The following is a 12685-nucleotide window of genomic DNA, read 5'->3' on the forward strand; positions in this document are numbered from 1 at the left end:
CCGCCGCCAAACTTGACGGGTGTTAAGTGGTCGACGGCCGCGCCGCCCACGGGTTCAGCCCGCTTCGGACAGCCGCTGCTTGAGCGCCTCGAACTCGTCGCGGACGCCGGTGGGCAGCTTGTCCCCGACGAACTCGAACCACTCCTCGATCAGGGGCAGTTCCTCGCGCCATTCAGCCGGGTCGACCGCGAGCGCCTTGGCCACGTCGTCCCCGTCGACGTCCAGACCGTCCAGGTCCAGGTCGTCGGCCGTGGGGACGATGCCGATCGGAGTGTCCTGGCCGCCGGCCTGGTGCTCGATGCGGTCCACGATCCACTTGAGCACCCGGCTGTTCTCGCCGAAGCCCGGCCACAAGAAACCGCCGTCTTCGTCGCGGCGGAACCAGTTGACGAAGAACACCTTCGGCATCTTGGACTCGTCGGAGTTCTTGCCCAGGTCGATCCAGTGCTGGAAGTAGTCACCGACGTGGTAGCCCAGGAACGGCAGCATCGCCATCGGGTCGCGGCGCACGGTGCCGACCTTGCCCTCGGCCGCGGCGGTCTGCTCGCTGCCCATGGTGGCTCCCATGAACACGCCGTGCTGCCAGTCGCGGGCCTGGGTCACCAGCGGCACCGTGGTCTTGCGGCGGGCGCCGAACAGGATGCCCGAGATCGGCACGCCCTGCGGGTCGTCCCACTCCGGCGCCAGGATCGGGCACTGCGACATCGGGGTGCAGTAGCGCGAGTTGGGGTGGGCGGCCTTTTCGCCCGACTCGGGCGTCCAGTCCCGGCCCTTCCAGTCGATCAGGTGCTGCGGCTCGCCCTCCAGGCCCTCCCACCACACGTCGTTGTCGTCGGTGAGCGCCACGTTGGTGAAGACGGTGTTGCCGGCCTCGATGGTGCGCATGGCGTTGGGGTTGGACTTCCAGTTGGTGCCCGGCGCGACGCCGAAGAAACCGAACTCGGGGTTGACCGCGTACAGCCTGCCGTCCTTGCCGAACCGCATCCAGGCGATGTCGTCACCGAGCGTCTCGGCGCGCCAGCCCGGGATGGTCGGCTGCAGCATGGCGAGGTTGGTCTTGCCGCACGCCGACGGGAACGCGGCGGCGAAGTAGTAGGCCTTGTTCTCCGGGGAGATGAGCTTGAGGATCAGCATGTGCTCGGCGAGCCATCCCTCGTCGTGGGCCATCGCCGACGCGATGCGCAGCGAGTAGCACTTCTTTCCGAGCAGCGCGTTGCCGCCGTAGCCCGAGCCGTAGCTCATGATCTCGCGGGTTTCCGGGAAGTGGGTGATGTACTTTGTGTCGTTGCACGGCCACGGCACATCTTTTTGGCCGGGCTCCAGCGGCGCTCCCACCGAGTGCATCGCCTTGACGAAGAATCCGTCGTCGCCGATCTTCTCCAGCGCGGCCTTGCCCATCCGGGTCATCACCTTCATCGAGATGACGACGTACTCGGAGTCGGTGATCTCCACGCCCAGCTTGGGGTCGTCGGCGCCCAGCGGGCCCATGCAGAACGGCACCACCCACATGGTGCGACCGCGCATGCAGCCCCGGTACAGATCGGTCATGATGGACCGCATCTCGGACGGGTCCATCCAGTTGTTCGTCGGGCCCGCGTCGATCTGGCGCTCGGAACAGATGAAGGTTCGGGATTCCACCCGCGCCACGTCGGACGGGTCCGACAGCGCCAGGTAGGAGTTGGGGTGCTTCTTCTCGTTGAGCTTCTTCAGCGTGCCGGCCTCGACCAGTTGGGTGGCCAGCCGGTTGAACTCCTCGTCGGAGCCGTCAGCGAAAACCACCCGGTCGGGCTGGGTGAGCTCGGCGACCTCCTGCACCCATGACAGCAAGCCCTGGTGATTCGTGGGTGCTGTGTCCAAACCGGGAATGGTCGCTGAGGTCATCGAACTCTCCTGGATCTTCTGCGTATCGGGCTGGTGCTGCTCGCTATGCTCTCGCCCACACGATTAAGGATTTGGTGGCGTTAACTACAGGTTATCCTGAGGATCTTGTCGGGGAAGTCTCGGGCGGGTATAAGCCTTCTCACTACAACGATTCAGAAGTTCACGACGAATCGCCATGTTCGCTCCTCGAAGCGGGTTTTTCGGTCTCGTCACCGCCGGCGTTTTCGGAGTGACTTTCGTCCTCTCGTATACCCGGCTCGCCCAGTTCTGCACGCACGGCCGCCAGGGCCGCTGCGATCGCCGGCATCTCCCGATCACGCACCGCCGCGGCCCGCGCGGCGGCCAGGGCGTGCTCGCGCAGTTCGGTGTCGATGACTCCCACGGCGGCCGACACCTGCGCGTTCTCGGACTCGTCCTGGGCCAGCAGCGCTTTGCTCAACAGCGACTCGGCCGCCAGTACCCGGGTGGCGACCAGCTCCTCGACGACCGACTGCAGCGACGACGTCGCCTCGGCCGCCCAGCGGTCCAGCAGCGCCCGGTCGTGCAGCAGCGCCCGGATGTTGATCACCATGAAGGTGAGCGCCAGCGAGATCGCCACACACACCAGGGCCGCGACGACGGCCAGCGCGGGGTTCAGCCGCGAGGCCAGCCCACTCATCAGCCGGCTCAGCGTCACCGCCACCCCGAGTCCGAACCCGACGCCCAGCAGGATCGTCAGCCAGGTCTCCTGCCGGCGCGATTTCAGCGGGGGTGGCGAGACGTCGACGGCCGGCAGCCGCTCGGGTGGCGGCAATTCCATCGGCACGTTCACCACCTGCGCGACCTCGGCCAGTTGTGTGTCGGTGTCCTCGCTGACCTCGGCGACCACCGAGTCCAGCTGGTCGCGGGTGAGTTCCTCGAAGCCGGACATGTTGCGCCGGGACAAACCGGCCGCGTGTTCCTGCAGCTCCGTGCGCACCGTCGCGCACCGGTTCCGCGCGGAATGGGACAGCTGGACGCGGGCCTGCTGGATCTGACCGCGCAGCGTGATGGTGCGTTCGCTCTTGGCCTGCCGACGCTGCTGCAACGCGGCGCTGCGCTCATCACGCAGCGCCTCGACCCGAGCCCGCCGGCCCGACCCCTCGACCTCCCGGTCAAACCGCCGCGCCGCCGTCTGCAGCCGAGATTCCCACGCACGCAACCTGTTTCGCCGTGCGAGATCGGGGTCGTTCAGTTGCGCCGCTACGGCTTCGACCAGGTCGTCGACGTCTGAGTCACCCAGGTCGGGCAGGGCCGCCGCACCCACCCAGGGCACCCGGCCGTAGCGGGGCGCGTGCGCGCCCAGCGAGCCGCGGTTGGCGCTGACGATGTCGCGCCAGTTCAGATGCACGTCGATCTTGGACACCACACCGATGACCGCGTCGGTGTGCTCGGTCGCGGCGTCCAGCAGTGCACAGTCCGACGGGGTGAGGTTGGCCGCCGCCGACACGACGAACACCACCGCCGTCGGCACCTCGCCGGGCCCCAGGTCGGTCGACTCCACGAATTTGTGCTGCGGCAGCCGCTCGCGCAGGGCGTCGGCCACCGCCGTGACCCCGGCCATCCACGGGCCGGTCACCAGCACCACGTCGGAGCGGTGAATCGCCGGCGGATCCAGCTCCGGGGCGACCGCGGCCACCAGGGCGTCCACCGCCGCGACGGGATTGTCGCTCGCTTCGCCGCTCACCAGGACTCCCCGGGCAGCGAGGCGCAGGCCTGGGACCACAGCCGCAGCGATCCCCGGGCGATGTCGGCGCCGCAGGCGCGGTGCAGCTCGCTGGCCGACGCGCGGCTGTAGCGCTGCCACCGCACCGCCCGCGGCAGGTGCGCCGACGGGTCCCGATGCACGTCGAGCGGCCGTTGATCGCCAGGCTCCAGTCCGGCCGCCTCTGCCATGTCGACGGCGGCCGCCATCCGGGCGACCACGGTGTCGTCCCGGGACAGGAACCCGCTGATCCGCTCGCCGAGGCTGCCACCCCCGACGGCCAGCGCCTCGAGTTCGGCGGCGGCGTCCAGCACCCGCTGATAGCGCGCCTCGGCGCCCAGCGCGCCGATCCCGGCCAGGACGGCGTCGACGCCGCTCATCCGGTGCAGCAGGGTCAACACCTGGGCCGGGGTCCGGCCCTGCCGCAACGCGGCGACGGCCAGCGCGGTGCCGAACAGGTCGAGGGTGGCCAGCAGGCGGTGCCGCACCTCGGTGAGCACCGGGGCGTCGGCGGCCAGGAATGCGGCGAAGGAGCCGTCGAAGCAGGCGGTGCCGGGGTGAGCGGCGAGCGCGGACAGCGCCGTCCACTGGGCGCTGTCCAGGTCGTCGAGCGCGGCGACCGCGAGCAGGCCGGTCATCGGTTCCATCGGCACGCCGATCAGCGCCGACAGCTGCGTGCACCTGGCGCGCGCCGCGGCGATCGGGCTGTCGCCGCCCCGGCCGGACAGCGAGCCCGCCAGGTCGGCCTTGTTCAGCACCGCCAGCGCCGGGCGCCCGGTCGCTGACATCTGGGTGATCGCCTGGGTGTCTTCCGGCTTGACCACCTCGGCGATCACGTAGACCACCGCCTCGACCTCGCGATCGGTCAGCCCGGCGTCGACCGCGATGCCCGCCGCGCGTCCCGCGCCGTCCAGGGCGCGGCGCACCGTGCGGCAGCCGACCCCCCGGCGGCCGCGCACCACCACCCGCAGGGGCGCGCCCGATCGCCGCGCGATCGCCGTGACGCGCGGGTCGGCCTGATCGGCCGCAAACCGCGCCAACTCGTCGACGAAAGTCTGGTGTCCTTGTCCCCTCATATCCCGCCTGTTCGGTCTGGATGACCCGTGCCCGGCCGGCGCTGCCGCTACTTGAAGCAACGTCGGGGCCGGACGGTCCCACCGAATGGTGGCACCCGCGTCACCAAGAAGCGAGCCACCGTTAATCAGTTACCAGTTCAAGGCAACTGTTGGGTATCAATCCGGACCAGGGGCGGCTACATCCCGGGTTTATAGGCCACCATGGACAAATGCATGCGCAGCGCGGGGTGGCGACGTCTGCCGACACGCCAACCGGGGACCCGGACCGTCCCGACCAGCGCTATCTCCCGGCCACGGCGTTCCGATCGCGGCGATCGGCGCTGTCCGATGCCCAGCGCCAGACGTGGGAGCGGCGCTGGCCCGAACTCGGCGTGTCGGTGGGCGCCGCGGTCGAGGAGGCCGACGGCCCCGAGCCCCCGCTGGATATCAGCGCATGGTTCGGGCGGCAGGCCCCGGTAGTACTCGAAATCGGTTGCGGCAGTGGCACATCCACCCTGGCGATGGCCAAGGAGGAACCCGATGTCGATGTGGTCGCGGTGGAGGTCTACCGCCGCGGGCTGGCGCAGCTGTTGTGCGCGATCGACCGCGACCAGGTGAGCAACATCCGGCTGATCCGCGGCAATGCCCTCGACGTCCTGCAACGCCTCATCACCCCGGGTTCGCTGACCGGGGTTCGCGTCTTCTTTCCCGACCCGTGGCCGAAGGCGCGGCACCACAAACGCCGGTTCCTGCAGCCCGGCACGATTGGCTTGATAGCCGACCGGCTACTCCCTGGTGGTGTCCTGCACGTTGCGACGGACCATGCGGGTTATGCCGAGCACATCGCCGAAGTCGGTGCGGGCGAGCCCCGGCTGCATCCGGTTGACCCCGGCACTGCGCTGCCGGTCTCGATTGTGCGCCCGACCACGAAGTACGAGACGAAGGCTCAAGAAGCGGGCAGCGCCGTCACCGAATTCATTTGGCTTAGACGATGAGTAGGCGATGAGTATGAGCCTGGCCGAAGAGACCGCTTCGGGGGCCGAACCCGTCGCGCCGCCGGCGCTGCTGAGCGGCGACGAGCTGGGCGGCTTCTCCCCTCCCGGTGGACGCGTGTTGCTGGTGTGGGACGCCCCGAACCTCGACATGGGTTTGGGCTCCATCCTGGGGCGCCGCCCGACAGCCCTGGAACGCCCGCGGTTCGACGCCCTGGGGCGATGGCTGCTGGCGCGCACGGCCGAGGTCAGCGCCGATCGCCCGGGCGTCGTGGTGGAGCCCGAGGCCACCGTCTTCACCAACATCGCACCGGGCAGCGCCGAGGTCGTCCGACCCTGGGTGGACGCCCTGCGCAACGTGGGGTTTGCGGTGTTCGCCAAGCCGAAGATCGACGAGGACAGCGACGTCGACCGCGACATGCTGGCTCATATCGAACTGCGGCGTACCGAAGGGTTGGCGGCGCTGGTGGTGGCGTCCGCCGACGGTCAGGCGTTTCGTCAGCCGCTCGAAGACATCGCACGAAGCGGCGTCAGCGTCCAGGTGATCGGATTTCGCGAACACGCGAGTTGGGCGCTAGCGTCGGATACCTTGGACTTCGTTGATCTGGAGGATATCGCTGGTGTCTTCCGGGAACCGTTGCCGCGGATCGGCCTAGATTCGCTGCCTGACCAGGGTGCGTGGCTGCAGCCGTTCCGGCCGCTGTCCGCGCTGCTGACCGCGCGTGTGTGACACTGGCTTGGAAACCGAAAGACACCACGCGGGTCGTTAACGATCCAGTAAGGAGCTTGCGTGTTCGCCTGGTGGGGTCGAACTGTGTACCGATACCGGTACATCGTGATCGGGGTCACGGTAGCTCTGTGTCTGCTGGGCGGCGTCTTCGGAATCAGCCTGGGCAAGCATGTTACACAGAGCGGCTTTTACGACGACGGCAGCCAATCCGTCAAGGCCTCGGTGTTGGGCGACAAGACCTACGGCCGGGACCGGACCAGCCACGTGGTGGCCACCTTCACGGCGCCCAACGGGCAAACGGTCAACGATTCCTCCTGGCGGGACAAGGTCGTCGCCGAGCTCAACAAGTTCAAGACCGACCACCCCGATCAGGTCGTCGGCTGGGCCGGCTGGCTGGCCGCTCCCGACAGCACGAACCCGGTCATCAAGGGCATGGTCAGCGATGACAAGAAGCACACGTTCGTCTCCATCCCACTGAAGGGCGACGACGACGACAGCATCCTCAATAACTACAAGGCCATCGCGCCGGCGCTGCAGAAGCTCAACGGCGGCGCGGTGGAACTCGCCGGCCTGGAGCCGATCGCCAACGCCCTGACCGGCACCATCGCGACCGACCAGCGCCGCATGGAGGTCCTGGCGGTGCCGCTGGTGGCGGTGGTGCTGTTCCTGGTGTTCGGCGGCGCCGTCGCCGCCGGCCTGCCGGCCATTGTGGGTGGCCTGAGCATCGCGGGCTCGCTGGGCATCCTGCGGCTGGTCGCCGTGTTCGGGCCGGTGCATTTCTTCGCCCAGCCGGTGGTCTCGCTGATCGGTCTGGGTATCGCCATCGACTACGGGCTGTTCGTGGTGAGCCGGTTCCGGGAGGAGATAGCCGAGGGCTACGACACCGAGGCCGCGGTGCGCAGAACCGTGATGACCGCCGGGCGCACCGTGACGTTCTCGGCGGTGCTGATCATCGCGTCCAGCGCCAGCCTGCTGGTGTTGCCGCAGGGCTTCGTGCATTCGCTGACCTACGCGATCTTCGCCGCGGTGGGCCTGGCGGCGTTGCTGTCGATCACGTTCCTACCGGCCTGCCTGGGCATCCTGGGCCGCCACGTCGACGCGCTGGGGGTGCGGACGGCGTTCCGGGTGCCGTTCCTGCGGAACTGGAAGTGGTCGCGCGCCTACCTGAACTGGCTCGCGGACCGGCTGCAGAAGACCAAGACCCGCGAAGAGGTCGAGGCCGGCTTCTGGGGCAAGCTGGTCAACTGGGTGATGAAGCGACCGCTGGCGTTCGCCATCCCGATCGCCGTCGGCATGATTCTGCTGGTGATTCCGCTGGGCAACCTGTCCTTCGGCGGCATGAGCGAGAAGTACCTGCCGCCGGACAACCCGGTGCGCCTGGCCCAGGAGCACTTCGACAAGCGATTCCCCGGCTACCGGACCGAGCAACTGACGGTGGTGATCCAGAGCAGCAACGGCAGCAAGGTCACCGACCAGCAGGTGGCCGACATCCGCAACCGGATTTCCTCGATCGGCGGCTTCACCGACAAACAGTGGCAGGAGCGGCCGTGTCCGGCCATCGCCGGCAACCCCTGCGTGCCCGGCCCGAACGGGACGACGGTGCCCAAGGACGATTCGGTGCGGGTGATCCAGAACGGCCTGGTCAACAAAAACGATGCGGCCAAGAAGATCGCCGAACTGCGGGCCGTGAACCCCCCGAAGGGGCTGAACCTCTATGTCGGCGGCACGCCGGCCCTGGAGCAGGACAGCATCCACAGTCTGTTCGACAAGGCTCCGCTGATGCTGGTGCTGCTGCTGGGCGCGACCATGCTGTTGATGTTCCTGGCGTTCGGATCGGTGGTGTTGCCGGTCAAGGCGGCGGTGATGAGTGCACTGACGCTCGGGTCCACGATGGGCATCCTGACGTGGATCTTCGTCGACGGGCACCTGTCGGGCGTGCTGAATTTCACGCCAACCCCGCTGATGGTGGTGGTGATCGCGCTGGTCGTCGCCGTCGGATTCGGTCTGGCCACCGACTACGAGGTGTTCCTGGTCTCGCGCATGGTCGAGGCGCGCGAACGCGGCATGTCGACGGCCGAAGCCATCCGGATCGGCACCGCGACCACCGGCCGGCTGATCACGGCCGCCGCCCTGGTGCTGGCGGTGGTCGCCGGGTCGTTCGTGTTCTCCGATCTGGTGTTGATGAAATATCTGGCCTTCGGTCTGATGGCGGCGCTGCTGCTGGACGCCACCGTGGTCCGGATGTTCCTGGTGCCTTCGGTGATGAAGCTGCTCGGCGACGACTGCTGGTGGGCGCCCCGCTGGGCCCGGCGCCTGCAGAACAAGATCGGGCTCGGCGAGATCGACCTGCCCGACGAGCGCAAGCGGCCCACGCTCAACGGTCGGCCGGCGCGGCCACCCGTGGCGGCCAGCCTGGTCGCCGCGGCACCGCGGCCCCCGCACGACCCGACCCACCCCGGAGCGCTGGAGCCGGCGCGCCCGGTGCGCCCGGCGGATCCGCGGCCCGCGCAGGATCCCGTCGCGAGCACGACCCGCATCCCGGCCCGACCCAGCCAACCCACCGAAGCGAAGACGACGCGCTTCGCCGCGCAGGGAGCGCCCGGCCGTGACCGGCCGCCCACCATTCCCCCACCGCAGGCCCCGCAAACTCCCCCGCGACCCCCGGCGCCTGGTCCGGCGGCACCGCCGTCGGGCGATCAGACGCGGGCCATCCCGGTGCCCGGCAACCGGCCCGACGACAACGGCGACGCCGCCGAGCCCACCACCGCCCTGCCGAAGTTGCGCCCGGAGGGCACCGACCCCGACGCCCCCGCCGACCAGGTGGATGCGCGCGGCCAGGGCGAGAACGGCGACCCGGCGCGGCAACGCCGGCGTTCCGGCGGCGGCTTGTCCGCTGCGGATCTGCTGCGTCGCGAGGGACGGCTGTAGCTCAGCGCCCTGCGCCGACGAACGTCCGGAAAGGCTTGGGCCTCAGGCGGGTTCGTCCTCGGGCTGGTCGGGTTCGGCCTGCAGGATGGTGTTCTTCTCGTCCGCGTCCTCGGTCTGTTTCTCGGCTTCGGCGGACGGATCCGGCGCCAGCAGCACGTGGATCGCGTTGTTGAGGAACGCCACCGTCGGAACCGCCAGCAGGGCGCCGACGATGCCGGCGAGCACGCCGCCGGTGGAGATCGCGAGCACCACGCCGAGCGGGTGAATCGAGACCGCGCGGCCCATCACCAGCGGTTGCAGCAGGTGGGCCTCGATCTGGTTGACCGCGATCAATAAGCCCAGCGTGATCAGCGCGTACACGACGCCCTTGGCCAGCAGCGCGACCATCACGGCCACCAGGCCCGAGATCAAGGCACCGACCAGCGGGATGAACGCGCCCAGAAACACCAGCGACGCCAGCGGTAGCGCGAGCGGGATGCCCATGATGGCCAAACCGGTGCCCACCCCGGCCGCGTCGGTCAGGGCCACCAGGAAGGTGGCCCGCACATACCCGATCAGCGACCCGTATCCGGCGTTGCCGGCTTCGTGCACTCGGTCGCGGACGTGCGACGGGATGATCTGCACGACGTACCGCCAGATGTTGCGTCCGCCGTAGAGAAAGAAGATCAGCGTGAACAGCACCAGCACCGCCGCGGTGACCAGCTCCGTGACGGTGGCCGCGGTGGAGATCGCCCCGCTGGTCAGCTTCGCCTGATTGTTGTGCAGCGCCTCGATGGCGGCGTTGCCCGCGCTGTCGATCTGTTCGTTGCGCAAATGCGCAGGCCCGTGGATCAGCCAGCGCCGCGTCGACTCGATGCTCTGCGTCACCTGTTCGGTCAGGCCGGGCAGGCCGTCGATGAACTGCAGGATGACGAACGCCAGGATGCCGCCCAGGATCGCGAAGCCCCCGAACAACACCAGCGCCACCGCGCCACCGCGGGGCAGGCCCCGCGTGTCCAGCCAGTCCACCACCGGCACCAGCAACGCGCTCAGCAGCAGCGCCACCAGCACCGGAACGACGATGACTTCGAGCTTCTGCACCACCCACAACAGGGCGAGCACGGCGATCAGGATGACGAGCAAACGCCAGGCCCAGGCTGCGGCTTTGCGGACAAGGGGTTCGACCGACTCATCGTCGACGTTTGCTGACATTTGGCCAGCCTATCCGCCGCGACGCGCGGCCAAACGTGACTCGAGGGCGTCCGCGCGTCATCCGGAGCGAGCGCCGCCGCCACGATCCGGTTACGACCCCAGAACGTCCGAGACACGGTTGGCGATGCGCACCGATCGCGGCGCCACCTGCACAGTTACCCTAAATCACGTGCCGCACGACGCACCCGCCCGCAATCTCCACTTCCCGCGCGAAGAAGCCGCCCGCGGGAAGTATTGGTGGGCGCGATGGGTGATCCTCGGCGCGGTGGCCGTCGTCCTTGCCGTTGAGGTTTCGCTGGGCTGGGATCAGCTGGCCAAGGCCTGGCGGAGCACGTACGAGGCGAACTGGTGGTGGCTGCTTGCATCGGTGGCGGCGGCGGCCGCGTCGATGCACAGCTTTGCCCAGATCCAGCGGACCCTGCTCAAGTCGGCCGGCGTGAACGTCAAGCAGTTGCGCTCCGAGGCCGCGTTCTATGCCGCCAATTCGCTGAGTACCACGCTGCCCGGTGGGCCCGTGCTGTCGGCGACCTTCCTGTTCCGGCAGCAGCGGCTCTGGGGCGCTTCGACGGTGGTGGCGTCGTGGCAGTTGGTGATGTCGGGCGTGCTGCAGGCGGTGGGGTTGGCTTTGCTCGGGCTGGGCGGCGCTTTCCTGCTGGGCGCGAAGAACAACCCGTTCTCGTTGCTGTTCACCCTCGGCGGCTTCGTCGCTCTGCTGCTGCTGGCGCAGGCCGTCGCGTCGCGGCCGGAACTGATCGACGGCATCGGCAGCCGGGTCTTGGCGTGGGTCAACGCGGTGCGCGGCCGGCCGGCCGACGCCGGCCTGGACAAGTGGCGCGAGACGCTGATGCAGCTGGAATCGGTGAGCCTGGGCCGGCGCGACCTGGGGGTGGCGTTCGGCTGGTCGATGTTCAACTGGATCGCCGACGTCGCCTGCCTGGGCTTCGCCGCGTACGCCGCCGGGGATCACGCCTCGGTGGCCGGATTGACGGTGGCCTACGCGGCCGCCCGCGCGGTCGGCACCATACCGCTGATGCCCGGCGGCCTGTTGATCGTCGAGGCGGTGCTGGTGCCCGGCCTGGTGTCCAGCGGGATGTCGCTGCCCAACGCGATTTCGGCGATGCTGATCTACCGGTTGATCAGCTGGCTGCTCATCTCCGCGATCGGCTGGGTGGTGTTTTTCTTCGTGTTCCGCACGGAGAATGTCGCCGACGCCGACGAGGACCCGATCACAGGACCGCTGCCCATCGTGCCGCTTCACGCCGACCCCGCCGCCGATCCCACCGAGACCGCCCTGCAGGGGCCGTTACCGCCCGACCGGAATCCGGCGGATCGCAATCCAGAGAAAGACGGCCCGGCCTAGTGGCGATCGCAAGCGCGGCCGTGGCGATCGCAAGCGCGGCCGTGGCCGGGCGCAGCGGGTCGCCACTACAGGGCGTGGCCGGGCGAAGCGGGTCGCCACCCCCGGCCTAGCCGACCGTGTTGCCGCGCGACGGGCCCGGCAGCGGGCTGGTCGCCGCGGGCGGCGCCGCCGCCGGGGCGCCGCCGGTGGTCCCGCCCAACGGCGACGCGCCCGCGGGGTTACCCGGCAGCGCGGGCAGCCCGCCGGCCGCGCCCTGCGCCTGCTGCATCATGCCCATCGCCTGGGGGATCGAGATCGGCAGCTTGCACTGCAGCGACAGGTTGGTCAGCGGCTGCGCAATCGATGTCATGTCGCCGGCGACCTTGGGGTTGGCCTCGAAGTAGGACTTCAGCCCGGACACCGACTGTGGGCCCGCCTGCTGCTGCAGCATCGAGGTCATCGTCTGGTTGGTCTCGGGGTGCGAGTCCAGGTAGTCGCCCATCGACTTGGAGACCGAGCCGATCGTCCGGGCGACCTCGCTGGCCGCGCACGGGTCGTTGGCGCCGGTCGCGGGAGCGCCGGCGAGCACCGCAACGGCCGCACCGGGCACCGTGGCGGCGATCAGTCCGGCGAAGATTTTGCGTCCCCGCCCAGCGGTGGCTCTGGTCATGGAAACTCCTTACGGCTTTGCGACGGACCGCCGGGATCGGCGCCTCGCAAACGGCTGCGACAGACGGCCACACTGAGCGCGGGCTTACCCCGAATCCCCGGGGGCCTCGCGGGCCATCCGACATCCTGCCACCGGCGATATCACCCCTGCCAGTCCGAACGGAGCCGGGGGTGCAT

Annotated in this window: 9 protein-coding genes; 4 read left to right on the top strand and 5 right to left on the bottom strand. The window is 69.2% G+C overall.

What is annotated here, in order from left to right; genetic code table 11:
• Window positions 1–54 precede the first annotated feature (54 nt).
• From ACIUM1_RS13020 to ACIUM1_RS13030, 3 genes are all read right to left on the bottom strand, one after another.
• Complete coding sequence (locus ACIUM1_RS13020) at window positions 55–1881, bottom strand: phosphoenolpyruvate carboxykinase (GTP) (protein ID WP_406813113.1); 1827 nt, start codon at window positions 1879–1881, stop codon at window positions 55–57.
• Window positions 1882–2041: 160 nt separating this feature from the next.
• Window positions 2042–3586 carry a hypothetical protein gene (locus ACIUM1_RS13025; RefSeq protein WP_406813114.1) on the bottom strand — a complete coding sequence of 515 codons (1545 nt, stop codon included), beginning with the start codon at window positions 3584–3586 and terminating at the stop codon, window positions 2042–2044.
• Window positions 3583–4680 (bottom strand): hypothetical protein, encoded by a 1098-nt coding sequence (locus ACIUM1_RS13030; RefSeq protein WP_406813115.1) that lies wholly within the window; start codon window positions 4678–4680, stop codon window positions 3583–3585. Before ACIUM1_RS13030 ends, ACIUM1_RS13025 begins: the two co-directional genes overlap by 4 nt.
• A 191-nt stretch (window positions 4681–4871) precedes the next feature.
• On the opposite strand from ACIUM1_RS13030, the gene trmB reads away from it, so the two are divergent.
• Genes trmB through ACIUM1_RS13045 form a run of 3 tightly spaced genes read left to right on the top strand, consistent with a single transcriptional unit; the run spans window position 4872 to window position 9309 of the window.
• Window positions 4872–5654, top strand: coding sequence for a tRNA (guanosine(46)-N7)-methyltransferase TrmB (gene trmB, locus ACIUM1_RS13035; RefSeq protein WP_406817661.1), 783 nt, complete (start codon window positions 4872–4874; stop codon window positions 5652–5654).
• Between the two features lie 13 nt (window positions 5655–5667).
• A complete protein-coding gene (locus ACIUM1_RS13040; RefSeq protein WP_406817662.1) occupies window positions 5668–6381 on the top strand; it encodes an NYN domain-containing protein in 714 nt (237 codons plus the stop codon).
• 60 nt (window positions 6382–6441) lie between these two features.
• Window positions 6442–9309, top strand: a complete 2868-nt coding sequence (locus ACIUM1_RS13045) for an MMPL family transporter (RefSeq protein WP_406813116.1) — start codon at window positions 6442–6444, stop codon at window positions 9307–9309.
• A gap of 42 nt (window positions 9310–9351) precedes the next feature.
• Here ACIUM1_RS13045 and ACIUM1_RS13050 read toward each other — a convergent pair whose 3' ends face one another.
• Window positions 9352–10500 carry an AI-2E family transporter gene (locus ACIUM1_RS13050; protein ID WP_406813117.1) on the bottom strand — a complete coding sequence of 383 codons (1149 nt, stop codon included), beginning with the start codon at window positions 10498–10500 and terminating at the stop codon, window positions 9352–9354.
• Between the two features lie 169 nt (window positions 10501–10669).
• Here ACIUM1_RS13050 and ACIUM1_RS13055 point away from each other — a divergent pair, with 169 nt between their 5' ends.
• Window positions 10670–11860, top strand: a complete 1191-nt coding sequence (locus tag ACIUM1_RS13055) for a YbhN family protein (RefSeq protein WP_406813118.1) — start codon at window positions 10670–10672, stop codon at window positions 11858–11860.
• A gap of 106 nt (window positions 11861–11966) precedes the next feature.
• Here ACIUM1_RS13055 and ACIUM1_RS13060 read toward each other — a convergent pair whose 3' ends face one another.
• Window positions 11967–12509, bottom strand: coding sequence for a hemophore (locus ACIUM1_RS13060; protein ID WP_406813119.1), 543 nt, complete (start codon window positions 12507–12509; stop codon window positions 11967–11969).
• Between the last annotated feature and the right edge of the window lie 176 nt (window positions 12510–12685).

The sequence above is a fragment of the Mycobacterium sp. M23085 genome, from assembly GCF_045343915.1.
In the GTDB taxonomy this organism is placed as follows: Bacteria; Actinomycetota; Actinomycetes; order Mycobacteriales; family Mycobacteriaceae; genus Mycobacterium.